This window comes from Streptomyces sp. SID8352 (assembly GCF_009862265.1).
Lineage (GTDB): Bacteria > Actinomycetota > Actinomycetes > Streptomycetales > Streptomycetaceae > Streptomyces.
Window position 1 is genome coordinate 45,163 of the sequence record NZ_WWGX01000082.1, and the last position, 22,484, is coordinate 67,646.

The 22,484-nt window shown below is 75.5% G+C and carries 18 protein-coding genes; 11 read left to right on the plus strand and 7 right to left on the minus strand.

Features of this window, described 5'->3' with window-relative positions:
* Window positions 1–194 precede the first annotated feature (194 nt).
* Together GTY84_RS24770 and GTY84_RS24775 are read right to left on the minus strand one after the other, a co-directional pair.
* Window positions 195–1,427 carry a cation:proton antiporter gene (locus GTY84_RS24770; protein ID WP_161228606.1) on the minus strand — a complete coding sequence of 411 codons (1,233 nt, stop codon included), beginning with the start codon at window positions 1,425–1,427 and terminating at the stop codon, window positions 195–197.
* Between the two features lie 4 nt (window positions 1,428–1,431).
* Complete coding sequence (locus GTY84_RS24775; RefSeq protein WP_161228607.1) at window positions 1,432–1,917, minus strand: TrkA C-terminal domain-containing protein; 486 nt, start codon at window positions 1,915–1,917, stop codon at window positions 1,432–1,434.
* Window positions 1,918–2,115: 198 nt separating this feature from the next.
* On the opposite strand from GTY84_RS24775, the gene GTY84_RS24780 reads away from it, so the two are divergent.
* The 3 genes from GTY84_RS24780 (at window position 2,116) to miaB (ending at window position 5,586) form a co-directional block, all read left to right on the plus strand.
* Window positions 2,116–3,282 (plus strand): HAMP domain-containing sensor histidine kinase, encoded by a 1,167-nt coding sequence (locus tag GTY84_RS24780; protein WP_345943518.1) that lies wholly within the window; start codon window positions 2,116–2,118, stop codon window positions 3,280–3,282.
* The gene (locus tag GTY84_RS24785; RefSeq protein ID WP_161228608.1) at window positions 3,279–3,944 is read left to right on the plus strand and encodes a response regulator transcription factor; all 666 of its coding nucleotides are present in this window, start codon (window positions 3,279–3,281) and stop codon (window positions 3,942–3,944) included. The genes GTY84_RS24780 and GTY84_RS24785 overlap by 4 nt, the downstream gene beginning before the upstream one ends.
* A gap of 115 nt (window positions 3,945–4,059) precedes the next feature.
* Window positions 4,060–5,586 (plus strand): tRNA (N6-isopentenyl adenosine(37)-C2)-methylthiotransferase MiaB, encoded by a 1,527-nt coding sequence (miaB, locus tag GTY84_RS24790; RefSeq protein WP_161228609.1) that lies wholly within the window; start codon window positions 4,060–4,062, stop codon window positions 5,584–5,586.
* A 147-nt stretch (window positions 5,587–5,733) separates the two neighbouring features.
* On the opposite strand, the gene GTY84_RS24795 is transcribed toward miaB, so the two are convergent.
* Both GTY84_RS24795 and GTY84_RS24800 read right to left on the minus strand, forming a co-directional pair.
* Window positions 5,734–6,594, minus strand: a complete 861-nt coding sequence (locus GTY84_RS24795) for a DUF3592 domain-containing protein (RefSeq protein WP_161228610.1) — start codon at window positions 6,592–6,594, stop codon at window positions 5,734–5,736.
* Window positions 6,595–6,684: 90 nt separating this feature from the next.
* Window positions 6,685–7,779, minus strand: a complete 1,095-nt coding sequence (locus GTY84_RS24800; RefSeq protein WP_161228611.1) for a hypothetical protein — start codon at window positions 7,777–7,779, stop codon at window positions 6,685–6,687.
* Between the two features lie 403 nt (window positions 7,780–8,182).
* Here GTY84_RS24800 and GTY84_RS24805 point away from each other — a divergent pair, with 403 nt between their 5' ends.
* Window positions 8,183–8,896 carry a class III extradiol dioxygenase subunit B-like domain-containing protein gene (locus GTY84_RS24805; protein WP_161228612.1) on the plus strand — a complete coding sequence of 238 codons (714 nt, stop codon included), beginning with the start codon at window positions 8,183–8,185 and terminating at the stop codon, window positions 8,894–8,896.
* Window positions 8,897–9,635: 739 nt separating this feature from the next.
* Here GTY84_RS24805 and GTY84_RS24810 read toward each other — a convergent pair.
* The gene (locus GTY84_RS24810; RefSeq protein WP_161228613.1) at window positions 9,636–9,938 is read right to left on the minus strand and encodes an antitoxin; all 303 of its coding nucleotides are present in this window, start codon (window positions 9,936–9,938) and stop codon (window positions 9,636–9,638) included.
* 24 nt (window positions 9,939–9,962) lie between these two features.
* Window positions 9,963–10,178, minus strand: a complete 216-nt coding sequence (locus GTY84_RS24815; protein WP_161228614.1) for a hypothetical protein — start codon at window positions 10,176–10,178, stop codon at window positions 9,963–9,965.
* 180 nt (window positions 10,179–10,358) lie between these two features.
* Between GTY84_RS24815 and miaA the strand changes: the two genes are divergently transcribed.
* The 6 genes from miaA to hflX all read left to right on the plus strand — a co-directional run bounded on the left by miaA (window position 10,359) and on the right by hflX (window position 19,253).
* Window positions 10,359–11,297 carry a tRNA (adenosine(37)-N6)-dimethylallyltransferase MiaA gene (gene miaA, locus GTY84_RS24820; protein ID WP_161228615.1) on the plus strand — a complete coding sequence of 313 codons (939 nt, stop codon included), beginning with the start codon at window positions 10,359–10,361 and terminating at the stop codon, window positions 11,295–11,297.
* Between the two features lie 107 nt (window positions 11,298–11,404).
* On the plus strand, window positions 11,405–11,914 hold the full coding sequence (locus GTY84_RS24825) for a hypothetical protein (RefSeq protein WP_161228688.1): 510 nt from the start codon (window positions 11,405–11,407) through the stop codon (window positions 11,912–11,914).
* 83 nt (window positions 11,915–11,997) lie between these two features.
* Entirely contained in the window at window positions 11,998–12,879 is an 882-nt protein-coding gene (dapF, locus tag GTY84_RS24830) for a diaminopimelate epimerase (RefSeq protein WP_161228616.1), read from the plus strand.
* Between the two features lie 216 nt (window positions 12,880–13,095).
* Window positions 13,096–15,282: an HD domain-containing protein gene (locus tag GTY84_RS24835; protein ID WP_161228617.1), complete on the plus strand. Its 2,187-nt coding sequence runs from the start codon at window positions 13,096–13,098 to the stop codon at window positions 15,280–15,282.
* An 825-nt stretch (window positions 15,283–16,107) separates the two neighbouring features.
* Window positions 16,108–17,604, plus strand: coding sequence for a M1 family metallopeptidase (locus GTY84_RS24840; RefSeq protein ID WP_161228618.1), 1,497 nt, complete (start codon window positions 16,108–16,110; stop codon window positions 17,602–17,604).
* 155 nt (window positions 17,605–17,759) lie between these two features.
* Window positions 17,760–19,253, plus strand: a complete 1,494-nt coding sequence (gene hflX, locus GTY84_RS24845) for a GTPase HflX (RefSeq protein WP_161228619.1) — start codon at window positions 17,760–17,762, stop codon at window positions 19,251–19,253.
* Window positions 19,254–19,399: 146 nt separating this feature from the next.
* Here hflX and GTY84_RS24850 read toward each other — a convergent pair whose 3' ends face one another.
* Window positions 19,400–20,632 carry a hypothetical protein gene (locus GTY84_RS24850; protein ID WP_161228620.1) on the minus strand — a complete coding sequence of 411 codons (1,233 nt, stop codon included), beginning with the start codon at window positions 20,630–20,632 and terminating at the stop codon, window positions 19,400–19,402.
* 424 nt (window positions 20,633–21,056) lie between these two features.
* Between GTY84_RS24850 and GTY84_RS24855 the strand changes: the two genes are divergently transcribed.
* Entirely contained in the window at window positions 21,057–22,373 is a 1,317-nt protein-coding gene (locus GTY84_RS24855) for an aminotransferase class III-fold pyridoxal phosphate-dependent enzyme (RefSeq protein WP_345943519.1), read from the plus strand.
* The last annotated feature ends 111 nt before the right edge of the window (window positions 22,374–22,484 follow it).

The following is a 22,484-nucleotide window of genomic DNA, read 5'->3' on the forward strand; positions in this document are numbered from 1 at the left end:
CCCGGAACCTCGGCCCAGTACTCCGGCACCCGCACGGCCCCCTGCTGGAAGCCCCGCTCCGGCGGGCCCACGGGCACCGGCAGCCGCACGGCCCCCCGCTACGGCGGGCCGGCCGGTACGGCGGCGCGGCCGCGGGGGCTCCGCCGGGCGCGCGCCGCGCGCCTCCGCGCGCCCGGCGCCTCCGCGCCGCGGGCTCAGTCGCCCACCGACGCCTCCGCGCCCGTCGGCCGCGCCGCCGTCCCGACCGGCCCGCCGTGGCCGTCCGGGTTGCCGCGCCGTGGCCAGAACCGGGTCGCCAGCGGCTCGGTGAACCGGGCCGTGAGCGGGCCCAGGACCACCAGGATCAGCACGTACGCCGTGGCCAGCGGGCCCAGCGACGGCTCGATGCCGGCCGACACCGCGAGCCCCGCGATGACGATGGAGAACTCGCCGCGCGCCACCAGCGCGCCGCCCGCCCGCCAGCGGCCCTTCACGGAGATCCCCGCGCGCCGCGCCGCCCAGTAACCGGTGGCGATCTTCGTCAGCGCGGTCAGCAGTGCCAGCGCCAGCGCGGGCAGCAGCACCGGCGGGATGCTGGCCGGGTCGGTGTGCAGGCCGAAGAAGACGAAGAAGACGGCGGCGAACAGGTCCCGCAGGGGGCTCAGCAGCGTGTGCGCGCCCTCCGCGACCTCCCCGGACAGCGCGATGCCGACCAGGAACGCGCCGACCGCCGCCGACACCTGGAGCTGCTGGGCGACGCCCGCGACGAGGATCGTCAGTCCGAGCACCACCAGGAGCAGCTTCTCCGGGTCCTCGCTGGAGACGAACCGCGAGATCAGCCGCCCGTAGCGGACCGCCACGAACAGCACCAGACCGGCGGCGCCCAGCGCCACGGCCAGGGTGATGCTGCCGGTCACCAGACCGGCGCCCGCCACCAGCGCCGTGACGATCGGCAGGTACACCGCCATCGCCAGGTCCTCCAGGACCAGCACGCTGAGGATCACCGGCGTCTCGCGGTTGCCGACCCGGCCGAGATCGCCGAGCACCTTCGCGATCACCCCGGACGACGAGATCCAGGTCACGCCCGCCAGCACCACGGCGGCCACCGGGCCCCAGCCCAGCAGCAGCGCCGCCACCGCGCCCGGCACGGCGTTCAGGGCGCAGTCGACGAGACCGGCGGGATAGTGCGACTTGAGGTTGGTGACCAGGTCACCGGCCGTGTACTCCAGGCCGAGCATCAGCAGCAGGAGGATGACGCCGATCTCGGCGCCGGTGGCGACGAACTCCTCGCTCGCGCCCAGTGGCAGCAGCCCGCCCTCGCCGAAGGCCAGGCCCGCCAGCAGGTACAGCGGGATGGGGGAGAGCCGGTAGCGGCCGGCGAACCGGCCGAGCAGCCCCAGCCCCAGGATGATGGAACCGAACTCGATCAGCAGAACCGCGGAATGCACCGGCTCACTCCTGCTCGAGTATCGCGGCGGCGGCGTCGACGCCCTCACGGGTGCCGATGACGATCAAGGTGTCACCACCCATGACACGGAAGTCGGGAGCCGGTGACGGGATGGCCTCCGCGCGGCGCAGCACTGCCACGACCGACGCGCCGGTCTCGGTCCGCATCCGGGTGTCGCCGAGCAGCCGCCCGTTCCACCGGGAGAGCGCCGCGACCTCGATGCGCTCGGCGACCAGCCCCAGGTCCGTGGTGTAGAGCAGGCTGGCGCTGTGGTGCGACGGCTTCAGCGCGTCGATCAGCGCGCCCGCCTCCGGCGCGGCCAGCCGCAGCGAGTGGGCGCAGGAGTCGGGATCGTCGGCCTGGTACACGTTCACCGTGCGGGCGCCGTCGCGGTGCGCCACCACCGACACGTGGCGATGCTCACGGGTCACCAGGTCGTACTGGACCCCGATGCCCGGTAGTGGCGTCGCCCTCAGGCGTGGAGCGGACACGAGTCTTCCCCTCGTTCGTTCAGCAGGTTCACGCCACGTCCGGTGCGCGCACGCGCGCGTTCGCGGCGTCGCCATGCTGTCATCCGCACGTACGGTGGCGATATGGGTGTCGTGACGGATATACGCAGCGGGCCGCGGTCGACAAGGCTGACGGAGGCCGAGTCGTGTGCGGAATCCGGGAGGAGCGGGAAGAGGACCGTGTCGTTGTTCTGGCGGATCTTCTCGCTCAACGCCGTCGGCCTCGTCGTCGCCACCGCCCTGCTGATGGGCCCCGTCACCGTGTCCACCCCGACCATGGCGCACGAGGCGCTGGCGCTGCTCGTCGGCCTCACCGCCCTGCTCGTGGGCAACGCCGTCGTCCTGCGCCTCGGGCTCGTCCCGCTGCGCCGGCTCGGCGGCGCCATGAGCACCGCCGACCTGCTGGTTCCCGGGGCCCGCCCCGAGGTGTCCGGGCCCGCGGAGGCCGCCGAGCTGATCGCCACCTACAACACGATGCTCGACCGCCTCCAGGCCGAGCGCGCCGCCGGGCCGGGCCGGGCGCTCCAGGCCCAGGAGCGCGAGCGCCACCGCATCGCCCGGGAGTTGCACGACGAGGTCGGCCAGACCCTGACCGCCGTCCTGCTCCAGCTCAAGCGGGTGGCCGACCGGGTCCCCGACGACCTGCGCGAGGAGGTCTCGCTCGCCCAGGAGGCCACCCGGGCCGGTCTGGACGAGATCCGCCGCATCGCCCGGCGGCTGCGGCCCGGCGTGCTGGAGGAGCTGGGGCTGGCCAGCGCCCTGCGCTCGCTGGCCGCCGAGTTCACCCACCACGGCCTCACCGTGGGGCACCAGGTCCACGGCGAGCTGCCCCCGCTCAGTTCCGAGGCGGAACTGGTGGTCTACCGGGTCGCCCAGGAGGGCCTCACCAACACCGCCCGGCACGCCGGGGCCGACCGGGCCGAGCTGCGCCTGAGCGCGCTGCCCGGCGGCGGCGTCGAACTGCTCGTCCGCGACAACGGCGTCGGTACGGGCCGGGCCCCCGAGGGCACCGGCATCCGGGGCATGCGGGAACGGGCCCTGCTGATCGGCGCCGAGCTCCACCTCCGGCCCGCCCCCGGCCGGGGAACCGACGTCCTGCTGCGCCTGCCCGCGCCCCCGGTTCCCGCGGCGGGCCGGACCCCGGGGGAGCCCGCCCCCGGGACCGCCCCGGCGTGCCCGGCCGGGCGCCCGCCGGGCGGCCGTGACGCGGCCGCCGCGACGGCCCGTGCCGGAGCGGGAGCCGTCGGCGGGGAAGCGCGCCCGGATGCCGACGCCGCCGCCGGTGCCGGGCTCGGGCCCCCGGGCGTACCCCCGGGCGGAGAACCGACCGGAGAACGACCCCGATGACCGCACCACCCCCCATCCGCGTCCTGCTCGCCGACGACCACACCCTCGTACGCCGGGGGGTGCGGCTGATCCTGGACGGCGAACCCGATCTGAGGGTCGTGGCCGAGGCCGGTGACGGCGCCGAGGCCGTCGCGGCGGCGCGGGCCACCCCCGTGGACCTCGCGGTGCTGGACGTCGCCATGCCCCGCATGACCGGGCTCCAGGCGGCCCGCGAACTCTCCCGCCGCCTCCCCGAGCTGCGCATCCTGATCCTCACCATGTACGACAACGAGCAGTACTTCTTCGAGGCGCTCAAGGCCGGGGCCTGCGGGTACGTCCTCAAGTCGGTCGCGGACCGGGACCTGGTCGAGGCGTGCCGGGCGGCCGTCCGCGACGAACCGTTCATCTACCCCGGGGCCGAGCGCGCCCTCGTCCGCTCCTACCTGGAGCGCCTGCACCGGGGCGACGGCGGCCCGCTGCCCGAGCGGCCGATCACCGAGCGCGAGGAGGAGATCCTCAAGCTCGTGGCCGAGGGCCACACCAGCAAGGAGATCGGCGAGCTGCTCTTCATCAGCGCCAAGACGGTGGAACGGCACCGCGCCAACCTCCTGCAGAAGCTGGGCGTCCGCGACCGTCTGGAACTCACCCGGTACGCGATCCGGGCCGGTCTGATCGAGCCCTGACTGCCCGGCCCGAAGGACGGGCGACCGGACGGCGGCGGTCCGGGGCGGCGCCGCCGGACCGGACCGCCGCCGCCCGCGGCGGCCGGGGTCACCGCGACGGCCTACCCTTGTCCGCATGACCGTCAGCACCGACCGGAGCCCTGCCGTGGACGTCCCGTCCCCCCGGACCTACGAAGTACGCACCTACGGGTGCCAGATGAACGTCCACGACTCCGAGCGATTGTCCGGACTGCTGGAGGACGCCGGTTACGTCCGCGCCCCCGAGGGCTCGGACGGCGACGCCGACGTCGTGGTCTTCAACACCTGCGCGGTCCGCGAGAACGCCGACAACAAGCTGTACGGCAACCTCGGCCACCTCGCCCCCCGGAAGGCGGGCCGCCCCGGCATGCAGATCGCGGTCGGCGGCTGCCTGGCGCAGAAGGACCGCGACACCATCGTGAAGCGGGCGCCCTGGGTGGACGTGGTCTTCGGCACGCACAACATCGGCAAGCTGCCGGTGCTGCTGGAGCGCGCCCGCGTGCGGGAGGAGGCGCAGGTCGAGATCGCCGAGTCCCTGGAGGCCTTCCCGTCCACGCTGCCCACCCGGCGCGAGAGCGCCTACGCGGCCTGGGTCTCCATCTCCGTCGGCTGCAACAACACCTGCACCTTCTGCATCGTCCCGGCGCTGCGCGGCAAGGAGAAGGACCGCCGCCCCGGCGACATCCTCGCCGAGGTCGAGGCCCTGGTCGCCGAGGGCGTCTCCGAGATCACCCTGCTCGGCCAGAACGTCAACGCGTACGGCTCCGACATGGGCGACCGCGAGGCGTTCGGCAAGCTGCTGCGCGCCTGCGGGGCCATCGAGGGCCTGGAGCGCGTCCGCTTCACCTCGCCGCACCCCCGCGACTTCACCGACGACGTGATCGCCGCGATGGCCGAGACGCCCAACGTGATGCCGCAGCTCCACATGCCGCTCCAGTCCGGCTCGGACCCGGTGCTGAAGGCGATGCGCCGCTCGTACCGGCAGGACCGCTACCTGGGGATCATCGAGAAGGTGCGGGCCGCCATCCCGCACGCGGCGATCACCACCGACATCATCGTCGGCTTCCCCGGCGAGACCGAGGAGGACTTCGAGCAGACCCTGCACGTCGTCCGCGAGGCCCGCTTCGCCCAGGCCTTCACCTTCCAGTATTCCAAGCGGCCCGGCACCCCGGCCGCCGGGATGGACGGCCAGATCCCCAAGGCGGTCGTCCAGGACCGCTACGAGCGCCTGGTCGCCCTCCAGGAGGAGATCTCCTGGGAGGAGAACAGGAAGCAGGTCGGCCGCACCGTCGAGCTGATGGTCGCCGAGGGCGAGGGCCGGAAGGACGGCGCCACCCACAGGCTGTCCGGCCGCGCCCCCGACAACCGCCTGGTGCACTTCACCAAGCCCGGCCAGGAGGTCCGCCCCGGTGACGTGGTCACCGTCGCGATCACCTACGCCGCCCCGCACCACCTGCTGGCCGAGGGCGACGTCCTGGAGGTGCGCCGCACCCGCGCGGGCGACGCCTGGGCCAGGCGCAACGCCGCCGAGCAGGCCGGACCGAAGGGTGTGATGCTCGGGCTGCCGGGCATCGGGGCCCCCGCGCCCCAGCCGGCCGCGGCGGGCGGCTGCGGCTGCGACTGACCGGCGGGCGGCCGTCCGCCGCCCCGGGCCGCACCCCGCTGTCCCCGGCCCCTCCGCCGCGCGGCCCGACCGGCCGGGGACGGCCGCCACCCCGCCGCCCGGCGGGGTGTGGACCACGGCGTCACCCCGGCCGGGCCCGACCCCGCGTCACAGCAGGACCATCCCCACCACGGCCGCCGTCGCCACGACCAGAACCCCCACGATGTTGACGGCCATGTCCCACTTCCAGGACCGGCGTTCGGCCCCGACGTCCAGGACGAAGACCGCCGGGTCGTCGGGGGCGTAGTGGACCGTGACGTCCGTGCCGCGCGATCCGGCGGGGTCCGGCAGCCCGGATTCGCAGTGGGCCGTGACGTCCCTGCCGTCGAGGGTGGTGAAGGCGACGACCGGTACCAGACGCGTGGAGGTGTGACCGTCGTCGTCGACGGTGACGCTCTTGAGCACGGCGACGACATGGCCGGGTACGGCGGCCATGTCGGCCAGCGCGGCGATACGGCGGTTCCTGTCGCGGACGTTCCCCGGCAGGTGGTACAGGCCGGAGAGGGCCCACGGCCCGCAGAAGCCGAGCAGCGCCCACGGCCAGCCGTGGTCGATCGCGACGACGGTGACCAGGCCGGCGTAGACGAGGACGAGCGCGAAGGTCGGCGGGCCGAGTCCGTGCCCGCCTCCGGAGAGGTGGCCGGCGAACCGGAAGGCGTGGGGCCTGCCGCGCGGGTAGTGGATCCCGATCTCCCGGCCCGTCCAGGCCACGCCGATCGTCTCGCCGCACTCGCCGTCGTTGGTGACCGTGAACTCCTGCCCGGTGGCAGGGTCCCGGAAGGAGACGACCACGGCTATCCCAGCCTTCGGGGAGCTTCCGTGCCGGGGCTCCCCCACCCGCTCGATCCGCCCCTTCACCCGGACCGTCCGCTGGACCCGGGTCATCCCGGCCAGTGACCTCCCGTATCCGGTCAGCGCCACCGCGCCGAACACGCCGCACCACAGCACCAGATACCCGTGCCGGTCCATCCGTCCCTCCTCCTGCTCCTTCGGGAACCCACCGCCTCGGCGGCGCCGAGCACACGCCCCGCCCCGCGGAAGACGCGGTCCCCGGGCACCTCAGCGTGCGGACGTGCGCCGAGCCACCCTGCCCTGTCCGTCCGCCTCCAGCGACGCCGTCCCCTCGGCCCCGGTCACGACGACCCTGATGACGAGGGAGCCGGTGAGACGGTCGGCGGTCAGCTGCCAGGTTCGCGGGGAGCGGAGCCCGAGCGCGGTGGTGGCCTCCTTCACCAGGGCGGGGAAGCGTCCGTGGGGCAGCGCGCGGGGGTCGAACCCCGGGGCGCGCGTGCCGGTGGGCGAGAACACGACCGACAGCAGGCGCTCCCGCACGACGACGGTGAGCGCCCGGCGGGCTTCCCCCTCCCCGGTGAGTGAATCCAGGGCCCGGCCCAGCTCGCCCGGGTCGAGGAACGAGCGGCCCGGGCCCAGGAGGACCGTCGCGGACGCCGACGACACCACCGTGGTCGACGACGTGGAGGAGGCGGACGGCCGTGCGGCCGAAGGCGGCTTCGGGGCTCCGTCCCGTCCGACGAGGTCCGCGCGGAAGAGCAGGACCACGGCGGCCGCACCGAGCAGCAGGCCGAAGGGCACGACGAAGCCGAGGGTGGGGACCTCCGGGGGCGCGACCGCTCCGGCCGTCCCGGGCAAGGGGTCGAGGCGTGCCGAGGCCGCCCGCTCCTGCCACTCCGGCGTCGGCCGCTCGACGACGCGCGCCCGCCACGGCCGGTCCGGCGGGTACCGGACCACCACGACGCCGCGCGGCCGGTAGTCGGGCAGGTCCACGACGTTGATGTCCTGTGTGACGTCCACCCGGAACGCGGGGCCGTCGTCCGGTACGACGGTGAGCCCGAACCGCACCGGGACCTCGCTCGTCGCGCCCCCGCCCGCCTCCCGGCTCCCGATCACCGCGAGTGCCGTGCGGGGCACGACCGCCGCCTCCCGGGCACGCCTCGGCGCACCGGCGAGGAACGACAGCAGTCCAAGGGCCGCGGGCAGCACCAGCCCCGTGACGAACAGGGGCGCGTTCTCCGTGATCCCGCCCACGACGAGCGCGGCGAGCGACACCCCGGCCACGCCGCCGGTCAGGACAGCCCGGGCGAGCGCGGCCGGTATGCCGTGCGCGGGCGGAGGCGTGCCCTTGGTGGTCGTCATACGGGCGATTGTGCTGGGCTCGGGTGACGGCCGGTAGACCGCGGTACGGCCTTCCGGCACGCCACGGGGGAACGTCCCGACCGCCTCTTCGGGGCGGTGCGGCACGGAGGGGGGAATGTCATGGGCATGTACGCCATCATTCCGGCAGCCGTCCGCCGGACGCCACCCCGTTCGGTCCCGGCCCCCGCCGCCGGTTCGCGCGCGGCCCGCTCGCGCCCGCCGGACCGCCGCCGGGCGCCGGCCGTGCGGGGCGCTCCGTGCGCCGTGGGCGTTCCGGGTCCGCCAGGGGGAGCCGCGCTGGGGCCGCGGGCTCCGGTGGCGGGCGGTGGCTCCGGCGGGCGTTCCGGCCGCCGACCGGAGGGTGCGCCGCCCGCCCTCGGGGCACGGGGCTACGCTGCCGGTCATGCTTGTCGCCGCCGCAGTCTGCCCCTGTCCGCCGCTCCTCGTCCCGGAGGTCGCCGCGGGTGCCGCACCGGAGCTGGAGGACGCGCGCACCGCGTGCGCGGACGCCCTGGGCGTGCTCGCCGCCGCCCGGCCCGGACTGCTCGTGGTCGTGGGCCCCGGGGACGGCGCGGAGCCCGCGACCCACCCCGAGGGCGCCCGGGGCTCGTTCCGCGGCTTCGGTGTCGGCCTGGACGTACGGCTCGGCCGCGACCGGGACACCCCGCAGGGGCCGCCGCTGCCGTACGGGCTCGCCGTGGGCGCCTGGCTGCTGGGCCGCGCCGGCCGGACCGACACCCCCGTGGAGGGGCTCGCGGTGGGGGAGGAGCTGACGGCCGCGCGGTGCGCCGGGCTGGGCCGCGACCTCGCCGCGCGCGCGGACCGCGTGGCCCTGCTCGTGCTGGGCGACGGCAGCGCGTGCCGCACCCTCAAGGCCCCCGGGTACCTCGACGAACGGGCGGAGCCCTTCGACGCGGCGGCGGGCCGGGCGCTGGGGGCGGCGGACGGACGCGCGCTCGCCGCGCTGGACCCGGGGACGGCCCGGGAGCTGAAGGTCTCCGGGCGGGCACCCTGGCAGGTCCTCGCGGGCGCCGCCGAGGGCGCGGACCTCGCGGGCACCGTGCTGTACGAGGACGCCCCGTACGGGGTGGGCTATTTCGTGGCCACCTGGTCGTAGCCCCCGCCGTCACTCGCCCGCCCCGACGGCGCCTCGCGCGCGTTCCCGTCGCGCGCACCGGCCTGCGGGCGCCGCAGCCGGACTCCGGCGGTGCCTGGCGCGCACTCCCGCCGCACCGGGCTCGGACCCGGGCGCGCGGCCGGGCGCGGTCCGGGGTCCGGGGGTGCGGCGACTCCGGGAGCACGCGTCCGACGCCCTCGGGTCCCGCCCTCCGGCCCCGCTCCGCGGGCCGACCGGGGCGAGGTGACGACAGGCCCCGGGAGCGGCGTCACCGGGACCGGTGGGGCCCGGCCCCACGGGTGCCCGCCCCCGGCCCGCCGGGTGCCGCCCGCGGTCAAGGTAGGCCCGGGTCCGTTGGACAGGAACGCCCCGTACGCCGCCGGCACCCGGAGCCGTGGTGCCCACGACCGGCGCGCCGCCCGTGGGAGGCGCGTGGGGGCCAGGGCCAGGGCCACGGCCGGGGGCCCGGCAGGACCCGGGACCGGGCCGTCACCGGCCGGGGCCGCCGCCGGACGGCGACAGGACCCGGAACCGGGCCGCCGTCGGGCGCCCGGCGACACCGCGCGGCCCGGGCGGACCACCGCCCGTGGGGCCCGCCACCGCCCACCGGGCGGTCACCGCGCCCGCGCCCGCCTCCCCGCCCCGGTGGGCGGAACGCCGGACGGCCCGGAACCTCTCGGTTCCGGGCCGTCCGCCGGGGCCGCCGCCGGGGCGGCGGTCACCGGGTGATCCGTGCCGTTCAGGACGCCGACGGGGTGGACCCGGGCTTGTCACCGCGGGTGCCGGAGTCCGGCTTCGCCCCCGTGCCGCCCTGGGCGTCCTTGCCTTCGGCGTCCTTGTGCGCGAGGCGGTCGACGGCCTCCTTGGCCTTGCCCGTACCCGTCTGGATGCGGTCGCTGTACTTGCCCTTGGTCTTCTCGTCGACCGTCTTGGCCACCTTGTCGAGACCGGCGTCGATCTTGTCCCCGTGCTGCTGCGCGAGATCCGAGACCTTCTCCTTCGCCGGACCCAGTTTGTCCTTGAAATTGTCCATCAGACCCATGGTTGACCTTCCCTCGCCACGCTGTTACGTACGAGCGCCCTTGTCCGCCTCATGGTCGACGGCCTCCCCGGCGGACTGCTGCCGGGGAATCCCGACGGTGTCCGCGCCGGTCGTCCCGGCGGCCTCCGCCGCGCCCTCCTCCGCCGCGCGTCCGGGGACCGGGGTGCCGGACCCGGCCTCGGCGGCCGACGCCTCCTCCGTGGCGCTCGACCTCCGAAAGAGTCGTGCAAAAACGCCCATGTCAACTCCATACGTTACTCGTGCGGGCGGTCTCCCGGGGCGTCCGGTGCCTCCGTACGCGTGACCGGGCCGCCGCCCGGCGATCCGGGAGCGGAAACCTCGCAACGGGCAACGAGGCCGGTGGCGCCCTGTCACGTAACTCGATCGAGGGCAGGCCGCGAGGTTTGGGAGACTGGGGGAGTGAGCAGCGCACCCCCCGCCCCCCGCGTCATCGCCGTCGTCGGCCCCACGGCGGCCGGAAAGTCCGATCTGGGCGTTTTCCTGGCCCAGCAGCTCGGCGGCGAAGTCGTCAACGCCGACTCCATGCAGCTCTACCGAGGGATGGACATCGGCACCGCCAAGCTGACGCCCGAGGAGCGCGGCGGCGTCCCGCACCACCTCCTGGACGTCTGGGACGTGACCGTCACCGCCTCGGTCGCCGAGTACCAGCGGCTGGCCCGGGAGCGGATCGACGCGCTCCTCGCCGCCGGACGCTGGCCCGTCCTGGTGGGCGGCTCCGGCCTCTACGTCCGCGGCGCCATCGACAACCTGGAGTTCCCCGGCACCGACCCCGAGGTCAGGGCGCGCCTGGAGGAGGAGCTGGCGCAACGCGGCTCCGGCGCGCTGCACGCCCGCCTGGCCGCCGCCGACCCCGGTGCCGCGCGGGCCATCCTGCCCGGCAACGGCCGCCGGATCGTGCGGGCCCTGGAGGTCATCGAGATCACCGGCAGGCCCTTCACCGCCAACCTCCCCGGCCACGACTCCGTCTACGACACCGTCCAGATCGGCGTCGACGTGGCCCGCCCCGAGCTGGACGAGCGCATCGCCCGCCGGGTCGACCGGATGTGGGAGGCCGGACTGGTCGACGAGGTGCGCGCGCTGCGGGAGCGGGGGCTCGGCGAGGGCCGGACCGCCTCCCGCGCCCTCGGCTACCAGCAGGTGCTCGCCGCCCTCGCCGGTGAGTGCGGCGAGGAGGAGGCGCGGGCCGGGACCGTCAGGGCCACCAAGCGCTTCGCGCGCCGCCAGGATTCCTGGTTCCGCCGCGATCCGCGGGTGCACTGGCTGAGCGGCGCCGCGGCGGACCGCACGGAACTTCCGCGCCTCGCCCTGTCGTTGGTCGAACGACCGGTTACAGCCTGATCACGTGATGGCATCGGGACGCTCAGGCCGTCAGCGCGGCCTCCGGCGCCGTGCCATCATCGTGCTCGATCGATCAATGTGAGTCCTAGTGGGGAGGGCGCGTGGCGATGGAGGCCGGCCCTCGCGACACCGCACGGAGTACCGGGCACGAGGCCGCCGACCACGGCGGAGCGGAGCCGGAGGGGGACCGTCTGAGCCCCGACGGTCCCGACGAACTGCACGGACTGCCGGGCGGTGTGACCGCCGACGGCCCCGAACCCGGCGCCATGTACGGCGACGAGGTCGAGGTCGAGCTGCGCCCCCAGCGGCGGCTGCGGATCTGGCAGCTCGCGCCCATCGTCTCCCTCGGGGCGCTGGGGTCCCTGATGTTCGCCTTCCCGCTCGCCTTCGACTTCGGCGACAGCGGCGCGGTGATCGCGATGCTCGGGCTGTTGATCTGCTCGTGCGCGGCCGGGTGGGGCATGATGGCCGCCCGCCGGGTCGGTTACACGTGGCCCGGGGTGCCCCCGCGCGGCAGCGGCCGCCGCGCCGACTGGCGGATCATGCTCGCCTACGCCGTCGCGGTCGCCGTCGTCGTCGCCCTCGCCGTGTGGCGGGTGGCCCGCCTGCGCGGCTGACCGCCGCGGGTCCTCCGGAGGGTCCGGGGGGCGGTGGACGAAGATCCTGTCGCGATGCCGCCGCCACCCCGTACGATCGAGGAATGAGCACGCGGATCGCCTTCCTCAAGGGCCACGGGACCGAGAACGACTTCGTGATCGTCCCCGACCCCGAGAACGCCATCGACCTGCCCCCGTCCGTCGTCGCGGCCCTGTGCGACCGCCGCGCGGGCATCGGCGGCGACGGCGTGCTGCACGTGGTGCGGTCCGCCGCGCACCCGGAGGCGCGGGCCATGGCCGCCGAGGCCGAGTGGTTCATGGACTACCGCAACAGCGACGGCTCGGTCGCCGAGATGTGCGGCAACGGCGTCCGCGTCTTCGCCCGCTACCTCCAGCGCGCCGGCCACGTCACCGAGGGCGACCTCACGCTCGCCACGCGTGGCGGCGTCAAGCGCGTGCACATCGCCAAGGACGACGGCGACATCACCGTCGGCATGGGCCGCGCCGTGATCCCGGCGGACGGGGTCACGGTGAGCGTCGGCGGGCGGAGCTGGCCCGCGCGCAACGTGAACATGGGCAACCCGCACGCCGTGGCCTTCGTCGCGGACCTGGGCCACGCGGGCGACCTGCTCTCCCCGCCGCCGTACGAGCCCGCCGCCGTCTACCCCGACGGGGTCAACGTCGAGTTCGTGGTCGACCGGGGCCCGCGCCACGTGGCCATGCGGGTGCACGAGCGGGGCTCCGGCGAGACCCGCTCCTGCGGCACCGGCGCCTGCGCCGTGGCCGTCGCCGCCGCCCGCCGGGACGGCACCGACCCCGCCGTCACCGGTGTCCCCGCGACCTACACCGTGGACCTGCCCGGCGGCACCCTGGTGATCACCGAGCGGCCCGACGGCGAGATCGAGATGACCGGCGCCGCCGTGATCGTCGCCGGGGGCGAGCTGGACGCCGAGTGGCTCGCGGCGGTCCGGGGCCCCCGCGGGTGAACCGCGGAACGGACCGGGGCACTCCGCACCAAAACGTAAACCTTCCGTCCTTCGCTCGAATGGGTGATCCGTTTCACGCTCGGCGAGAGGCGGTCGGCGGTAGGTGATGGGCTCGATAGCATCAAGCACCGGCCCGGACGGGGGATCGACACCATCCCCTGAGCCGTGTCCGCCCCGGGATGCCCCGTCCGCCGGTCCGTGCAGCCGGAGGTGCCCATGAACGCGGAGGCCGTGAATCCCGCGAGCCCAGGTCCCGTGACGCCCGTCGGAGCGGTCGCTCCCTCACCGCCCCGCCGCCGCACACGCCCCCGACTCGATCTGCGCCGCCTCGGCCGCGCCGCCCTCCTCGGCAATCCCGCGCGCGGCCGGCTGCCCGACGCCATCGGCCACGTGGCCGACGCCCACCGCGCCCACCACCCCGACGCCGACCTCGATCCGCTGCGCCGCGCCTATCTGCTCGCCGAGTCCTCGCACCGCGGACAGATGCGCAAGAGCGGCGAGCCCTACATCACCCACCCGCTCGCCGTGACCCTGATCCTCGCCGAACTCGGCGCGGAGACCACCACGTTGACCGCCTCCCTGCTCCACGACACCGTCGAGGACACCGAGGTGACCCTCGATCAGGTCGGGGAGCAGTTCGGCGCCGAGGTCCGCTTCCTCGTCGACGGCGTCACCAAGCTGGAGAAGGTCGACTACGGCGCCGCCGCCGAGCCCGAGACCTTCCGCAAGATGCTCCTGGCCACCGGCAACGACGTCCGGGTGATGTCGATCAAACTGGCCGACCGGCTGCACAACATGCGCACCCTCGGCGTGATGCGCCGGGAGAAGCAGGAACGGATCGCCAGGGTCACCCGGGACGTGCTCATCCCGCTGGCCGAGCGCCTCGGCGTCCAGGCCCTCAAGTCCGAGCTGGAGGACCTCGTCTTCGCGGTGATGCACCCCGAGGAGTACGAGCGCACCCACGAGCTGGTCGCCCGCAACGCGGCGCGCCCGCACGACCCGCTCACCGAGGCCGCCGACGAGATGCGCAGGGTGCTGCGCGAGTCCGGGATCACCGCCGAAGTCCTCATCCGGCCGCGGCACTTCGTCTCCGTGCACCGCGTCTCCCGCAAACGCGGCCCACTCGGCGGCGCCGACTTCGGCCGCCTCCTCGTCCTCGTCCAGGAGGACGCCGACTGCTACGGCGTCCTCGGCGAACTGCACACCTGTATGACGCCCGTCGTCTCGGAGTTCAAGGACTTCATCGCCGTACCCAAGTTCAACCTCTACCAGTCGCTGCACACCGCCGTGGCCCGGCCGAAGGACGGCCAGGTCGTCGAGGTCCTCATCCGGACCCACCAGATGCACAAGGTCGCGGAGGCCGGGGTGGTCGCCCTCGGCAACCCCTACGCCCCCTCCGCCGACGACCCCTCCGGCGGCGAGGGGGAGCGCGCCGACCCCACCCGGCCCGGCTGGCTCTCCCGCCTCATCGACTGGCAGCGCGGCGCCCCCGACCCCGACACCTTCTGGTCCACCCTGCGCGAGGACCTCGCCCAGGACCGCGAGATCACCGTCTTCTGCCCCGACGGCGGCACCCTCGGTCTGCCCGAGGGCGCCACCTGCGTGGACGCGGCCTACGCCCAGTACGGGGAGGACGCCCGCGCCTGCATGGGTGCCCGGGTCAACGGCCGCCTCGCGACCATGAGCACGGTGCTGCGCGACGGGGACACCGTGCACCTGCTGATGGGGCAGGACCCCGCCTCCGAGCCCGGCCCGGACTGGCTGGAGCACGCCCACACCCCCACCGCCCGCATCGCCATCCAGCGCCGCCTCGCCGCCCGCCCCGAGACCACCGGTCCGGCGGGAGCCGCCGCCCCGTCCGCGCCCGCGGGGCCGGCGGGAGCCACGGCGTCCGCCGGGCCCGGCGGCACCCCGCCGGTCCGGGAGCGGACGCCCGTCCCGGCCGACCCGCGCTCCGCGCCCGAGGTCCTGGTCGACCTGCCCGGTGCCACCGGACGGCTGGCGGGGTGCTGCACCCCCGTACCGCCCGACGAGGTCACCGGGTTCGCCGTGCGCGGCGGCGTCGTCACCGTGCACCGCGCGGGCTGTCCGGTGGTCGCGCGGATGGCCGGCGCCGGGCGCGCGGAGATCGGAGTGCGCTGGGGGGAGACCACCGGATGCCGGGTCACCCTGCTCGCCGAATCGTTCGTCCGCCCCCATCTCCTGGCCGACCTCACCGAGGCCATGGCCCTGGAAGGCGCCGAGATCGTCTCCGCGACCGTCGAGCCGCCGGACCGCCAGCGCGTCCGCCACACCTACACCGTGCAACTCCCCGACGCGGCCCGGCTGCCCGCCCTCATGCGCGCCATGCGCAAGGTCGCGGGCGTCTTCGACGTGGCCCGCGCCCAGACCTCCGGCGCCTGACGCCTCCCTCGCCCGACGCCCCCCTCGTCCGGTCCTTTCCCGGCCCGGCCCCGGGGCCTCGGGGCCGGGCCGGGTGCCTGCCCTGCGGGGGCCGGTGTCCTCGGTGCCCGGTCCGTCCGGACGCGTCCCGCCCGGCGTCCGGCCCTCGGGCCCGGCGGCCCCGGGGCCGCCCGCGGACCGGCCCCTCCGGGGTGGCGGTGTCCCGGGCGCCCGGCCTCCGGACGGGCGTTGTCCCGAGCTGTCGACTGCCGACCTCCCGCGGACGGGGGCGCACCCCGTCGGGACGGCGTCGGCCGAGTGGCGAGGGCCGACGTGCCGCACCGCACAGGGAGCGGGGGCATCCCTCCGGAGCGCGCGCCCACGGCCCGCTGTCCGCCCCCGGTCCGGCCGACCCGGGCGGTCGCCGCGCGCACCCCGGAAGGCGTCCGGCCCGCGGGGTGCTCCTGCATCAGTCATGAGCCAGGAGGCTGGGAGCCGGAAGCCCGGGACCTGGAGGCCGGGAGCCTGAAGCCCGGACCCGGAGGCTGGGAGCCGGAAGCCCGGGACCTGGAGGCCGGGAGCCTGAAGCCCGGACCCGGAGGCTGGGAGCCGGAAGCCCGGGACCTGGAGGCCGGAAGTCTGAAGCCCGGAACCCGGAAGTCGGGAGCCCGGAGCCCGGGACCCGGAGTCCGGAGGCGCGGGGTCTCGGGACGCGGAGCCCGAGAGCCGCCCGCGCCTCCGCCCCCCGCGCACGCGCCGGAGCGCACCGCCCCGGAGGCCACCCGTTCGGGTGTGCCCGGTGCGCGTCGGCGCCGCGCCGCGGGCGGGCGTTGATAGCCGTAGGGGATGCCGCACACCCCCCAGCCCCCGGCCCGGCGCGCCCGCGGGCGCCGCCGCCTGCGGGCCGCCGCCCTGCTCGCCCCCGCCGTCTGCGTGGCCCTGACCGCCGCGAGCGCCCCGCCGGTCCCGCTCGGCATCGGCGACCGCCTCTACCCGTACCTGGGCAACCCCGGCTACGACGTCACCGACTACGACCTGTCCTTCACCTACTCCGGTGACAACGGCCGGCCGCTCGGCGCCGTCACCGTCATCGACGCCCGCGTCACCGAGCGCCTGGACCGCCTCAACCTGGACTTCGCCCACGGGACCGTCGACTCCGTCGAGGTCGACGGCGCGCCCGCCGCCTTCGCCACCGCGGGCGAGGACCTCGTCGTCACCCCCCGGGAACCGCTCGACGCGGGCCGCCGGACCCGGATCACCGTGCGGCACACCAGCGATCCCGTCTCCTCCGAGGACCGCCCCGGCGGCTGGGTGCGCACCGCCGACGGCCTCGCCATGGCCAACCAGGCCGACGTCGCCCACCTGGTCTTCCCCTGCAACGACCACCCCTCCGACAAGGCCCGCTTCACCATCCGGATCACCGCCCCCGACTGCCTCACCGCCGTCGCCAACGGACTGCCCGCCGGGGTGCGCCGCTCGGGCACCACGACCACCTGGACCTACCGCACCCGGCACCCCATGGCCACCGAACTCGCCCAGGTGTCCATCGGCCGCTCCACGGTGGTGCGCCGCACCGGACCGCACGGGCTGCCCCTGCGCGACGTCGTGCCCACCGAGCACCGCGAGGCGCTGGAGCCGTGGCTGGCCAGGACCCCCGGGCAGATCGCCTGGATGGAGGAGAAGGCGGGCCGCTTCCCCTTCGAGACCTACGGCCTCCTCATGGCCGACGCGACCACCGGCTACGAGCTGGAGACGCAGACACTCTCCCTCTTCGAGCGGGAACTGTTCACCGAGCCCGCCTACCCCCAGTGGTACGTGGAGTCGCTGATGGTGCACGAACTGTCCCACCAGTGGTTCGGCGACAGTGTCACCCCCCACTCCTGGTCCGACCTCTGGCTCAGCGAGGGCCACGCCACCTGGTACGAGGCCCTGTACGCGGAGGAGACTGCCGGCCGTCCCCTGGAGACCCGGATGAGGGCCGCCTACGGCGCCTCCGACGGCTGGCGGGCCACCGGCGGGCCCCCGGCCGCGCCCGAGCCGCCCCGGTCCGGCAGCAAGATCGGCATCTTCCGCGGCAACGTCTACGACGGCGCGGCCCTGGTCCTCTACGCACTGCGCCAGGAGATCGGAGCCCCGGCCTTCGAGCGGCTCGAACGGGCCTGGACGGCACGGCACCGGGACTCCACCGCCACCACCGCCGACTTCGTCCGCCTCGCCTCCGCCACCGCCGGACGCGACCTGGAGGGCTTCCTCCGGGACTGGCTCCACGGCGCGAGGACCCCGCCCATGCCGGGCCATCCCGACTGGAGGCCCGCGGGCGCCGCCGACGGCGGGGGGAAATAAGACGGTGACGAGACGGCCCGTACCGTGCGACCATCGTCGCGACGGCGCGGCACGGGCCCGCGGGAATCTCCCCGGCGCCCCGCGCGTTGCACAAGTACGGCACCGCGCGCCCGCGCGAGCCGGACACGAACCGTTCCCAGCTACGTAAGGATCAAATGACCTCCTCTTCTTCCCCTTCCCAGGACACCAAGCGTCTCGCGCGTGACTACCCCGACGGCCTGCGGGCCGATGCCCTGATGGAAGAGGACGTCGCCGGGAGCCACGAGATCGACCCGCGGTGGGACGGCGACCAGTTCGACCGCTCCGAGCGCGCGGCGCTGCGCCGGGTGGCGGGCCTCTCCACGGAGCTGGAGGACGTCACCGAGGTCGAGTACCGCCAGCTCCGGCTGGAGCGGGTCGTCCTCGTCGGCGTCTGGACCACGGGCACCGCGCGCGAGGCCGAGAACTCCCTCGCGGAGCTGGCCGCCCTCGCCGAGACCGCCGGAGCCCTGGTGCTCGACGGCGTGATCCAGCGCCGCGACAAGCCCGACGCGGCCACCTACATCGGCTCCGGCAAGGCCAACGAACTGCGTGACGTCGTCATCGAGACGGGCGCCGACACCGTCGTCTGCGACGGTGAGCTGAGCCCCGGCCAGCTCATCCACCTGGAGGACGTGGTCAAGGTCAAGGTCATCGACCGGACGGCCCTGATCCTCGACATCTTCGCCCAGCACGCCAAGTCCCGTGAGGGCAAGGCGCAGGTCTCGCTCGCGCAGATGCAGTACATGCTGCCGCGGCTGCGCGGCTGGGGCCAGTCGCTCTCGCGGCAGATGGGCGGCGGCAAGGGCGGCGGGCTCGCTACCCGCGGCCCCGGTGAGACCAAGATCGAGACGGACCGGCGGCGCATCCGCGAGAAGATGGCGAAGATGCGCCGGGAGATCGCGGAGATGAAGACCGGCCGCGACATCAAGCGCCGGGAGCGCCGCCGCAACAAGGTGCCGTCGGTGGCGATCGCGGGCTACACCAACGCCGGGAAGTCCTCCCTGCTCAACCGGCTCACGGGCGCGGGCGTCCTGGTGGAGAACGCGCTGTTCGCCACCCTGGACCCGACCGTGCGCCGGGCCGAGACGCCGAGCGGGCGGCTGTACACCCTCGCGGACACCGTCGGCTTCGTCCGCCACCTGCCGCACCACCTGGTCGAGGCGTTCCGCTCCACGATGGAGGAGGTCGGCGACGCCGATCTGATCCTGCACGTGGTGGACGGCGCCCATCCGGACCCGGAGGAGCAACTGGCCGCCGTGCGCGAGGTGATCAGGGACGTCGGCGCCACCGACGTGCCCGAGATCGTCGTGGTCAACAAGGCCGACATGGCCGATCCGCTGGTCCTCCAGCGGCTGCTGCGGCTGGAGAGGCACTCCATCGCGGTCTCGGCCCGCACCGGCCAGGGCATCGAGGAGCTGCTCGCGCTGATCGACAGCGAACTGCCCCGGCCGGCGGTCGAGATCGAGGCGCTGGTGCCGTACACCCGGGGCAAGCTGGTGGCCCGCGCCCATGACGAGGGCGAGGTCCTCTCCGAGGAGCACACCCCGGAGGGCACGCTGATCAAGGTGCGCGTGCACGAGGAACTGGCGGCGGAGCTCTCGCCGTACGCTCCGGCACCGCTCGCCTGACACACCCGGAGACAGGGGTCCGCCCCCGCGCCCGACGGCGCGGGGGCGGACCCCTGTCACGTTCCCGGTCACCCGGTCACCCGGTCACCCGGTCACCCGGTCACCCGGTCACCAGGGGCCGGTCGCCGCCCAACGGGCGGGGGCGGTCACTGCCCGGCGAACTTGCCGCTGACCGCGTCGTACACGCCCTTGGCCTCCTCGCCCAGCCGGGGCCCGGCCAGCCAGCCGGCCGTGACCGGGCCGATCGAGGTGTTGGAGATCAGCGCGGGCTTGCCGTCGGCCCCGGCGGCGACCCAGCCGCCGCCGGACGAACCACCGGTCATCGAGCAGCCGATGCGGTACATCGTCGGCTGCTTCGCGTCGAGGGAGAGCCGCCCGGGACGGTCCGCGCACTGGTACAGCTTCTGGCCGTCGTACGGCGCCGCCGCCGGGTAGCCGGTCGCCGTGAGGGTCTTGACGTCCGGCACCGCGGGCGCCGCGAAGTCCACCGGCAGCGCCGCGCCGACCGTCTCCTCCAGGGACTTGGTGCCGCCCTTCTCCGGCGTCACGTGGATCACCGCGAAGTCGTACGAGGCGCCCCGGCCGCCCGTCGCGCCGCCCTGCTCGATCCACTGGTCGGAGGTCTGCGCCCAGTCGCCCCACCACACACCGTAGGGAGCGACCTCCTCCTTGGTGGCGTTCTCCAGCTCCGCCGCCGGCTTCCCGGCGTCGTTGTAGGAGGGGACGAAGGCGATGTTGCGGTACCAGCCGCCCTTCTCACCGGCGTGCACGCAGTGGCCCGCCGTCCACACCATGTTGGACTTGCCGGGGTGCGCGGGGTCCTGCACGACCGTCGCCGAGCACACCATGGTGCCCCCGGGGGAGTCGAAGAACACCTTGCCCGCCGTGGCCGCGTTCTCGTGGTACGACGGCGGCACCGCCCGCGCGTCGACCGGGCGCGGCTCCGGGTCCGTGACGCCCTGGTCGTCGGAGAGGTCGTCCTCGTCGACGCCCTGGTCGGGCTCCTCGGCGTCGCGCATGCGGTCCGGGTCCCAGAGGTCCTCGATGATCGGGTTGACGAAGTCCTGCGCTTCGCGCAGCCAGTCGCTCCGGTCCCAGTTCTTCCAGGCGCCGTTCTTCCACTCGTCCAGGTCGATCCCGTGCTTCTTCAGCTTCTCCTTGAGCTGGTCCGGGATCTTGACTCCGCCCCCGTTGGCGTCGCTGTCCGCCGCCGTCGCGGAGGCATTGGCCCCGCCGCCCGCCTCGGGGTCGTCGCCCTCGCAGGCGGTGACGGTGAGCGCGAGTGCCGAGACCAGGGCCAGGGCGGCGGGTACGGAGGAGGCCCGGCGCCGCCCGTTCCGGTGCCCGCGCGTGGTGGACGAAGGCCGTATGGATCGCATGGTGCTGCACTCCCCCTGCTGTGACGAAGACGGTGCCGGACCGCGCGCCGCACGCCGTGCCTCTCTCGGGTCCGGACGGGATCGCGGCACCTCGGCGGCACCCTGGAACGGCACCACACACTATGCGGTCGCTGTGGGGGAGTCCCGACGGAACGGCAACGGTTCCGTCACGGAAAGGATCTTGGCGGGGGCCGTAACCCGGTGCGCCCAGGCCGGTTGATAGCGGCGAGGGGCCCGCCGTCCGGACGCGGCCCCGGGGCCGGGAGCGACACGGTGCGCCACGCGCCCCTGGACACGGGAAGGGCGGGGAGCCGTGGGCGGGCGGGGCGGCGAGGGGCTGCGCGGGGCGCCGGTGCCCGAGGGGTTCGGGGGGTCCGCGCGCCGGATGTCCGCGGTGGAGCGCACGGGCGCGTGGCGGAGGGCGGTGCGCGGGGCGCCGGACCCGCGCGACCCCTCCGGCCGGACCCGCGCGGGCGCCCGCGCCCTGCCGGTCGTTCCCGTCCGGGCCCGGGGGCTCGTGGTCGAGGGCGCCGACGGCCGCCGCTACCTGGACTGCTCCACCGCCGCCGGGGCGCCCGTGCTCGGACACCACCACCCCGTCGTCCTGGAAGCGGTCCGCAGGGCGCTCGACACCGGTGCCCCGTCCCGGACCCGCGGCCTCGCGCCGCCGGTCGAGGACGCCTTCGCCGCCGAACTGCTCGCCACCCTGCCGCCCGGCTTCGCCCGCCACGCCCGCGTCCGGGTCCTCGGCCCCGCCGGCGGCGACGCGCTCGCGGCGGCCAGGACGCTCGTCCGCGAGGCCACCGGACGGTTCATGGTGCCGCGCGCGGAGGAGTATCCCGGCGACGGGTCCGGCGCCGCGCCCGCCGCCCGCCCCGCCGGGGGAGAGCCGCCCGCCGGACTGGTCCTCGCGCCGCTCCGCGTCCGCGACGGAGTGCTCCCCGTCCCGGACGCCCGGATACGGCGCATACGGCGGATCACCGCCGGGCGGGCCGTTCCGCTCGTGGTCGACGAGACCGAGACCGGGCTCGGGCGGACCGGAACCCTCTGGGCGGTCGAGCACAGCGGAGTCGTCCCCGACGTCCTGGTCCTGCCCCCGGCGATCGGCGGCGGGCTGCCCCTGACCGCCCTGGTCCACCATCAGGACCTCGACCCCGGCGGCCCCGCGCGGGACACCCGGCGGGGCAACCGCCTCGCCCTCGCCGCCGGCACCGCGATCCTCGCGCACGTCCGCGAGCGGGGACTCGCCGCCCACGCCGCCGCCCTCGGCGCCCGGATGCTCGACCGGCTGCGCTCCTCGGCCGGGGAGTTCCCGTGCGTGGGCGAGGTACGGGGGCGGGGACTGGTGATCGGCGTGGAGCTGGTGGCCGACCCGGGAGGACCCGGCGCCGCCCCCGGCCGCCGCTCCGCCGGTCCCTCCGTTCCCGGCCGCCCGCTCGTTCCGGGGCGTCCCTCCCCTTCCGGCCGGTCCCCCCTTCCCCTTCCCGGCCGCGCCGCCGCTACGGGCCGCCCGGGGGCCACCGTCGCCCCGGGGGCACGGGCAGCCGCCGCCGTGCGGAGGGAGTGCCTGCGGCGCGGCCTGATCGTGGACCTCGTGGGGCCGTCCGGCACCGTCATCGCCCTCACACCGCCACTGACGCTCACCGAGGAGCAGGCCGCCGCCGTCCTGGACCGGCTGACCGAGGCGATACGCACCGTGGCCCACGCCCGCCCCTCCGCCGGGCCGCCCGTCCCGGAGTGACCGCCGCCGGGGAGGGGGCCCGCCGCGCGACCGCGCGGCACCGCCGTCCGCCCCCGGGCGCGGTGGACGGGACACACCTCCCGCGCGACCGCGCGGCACCCACCAGACCCA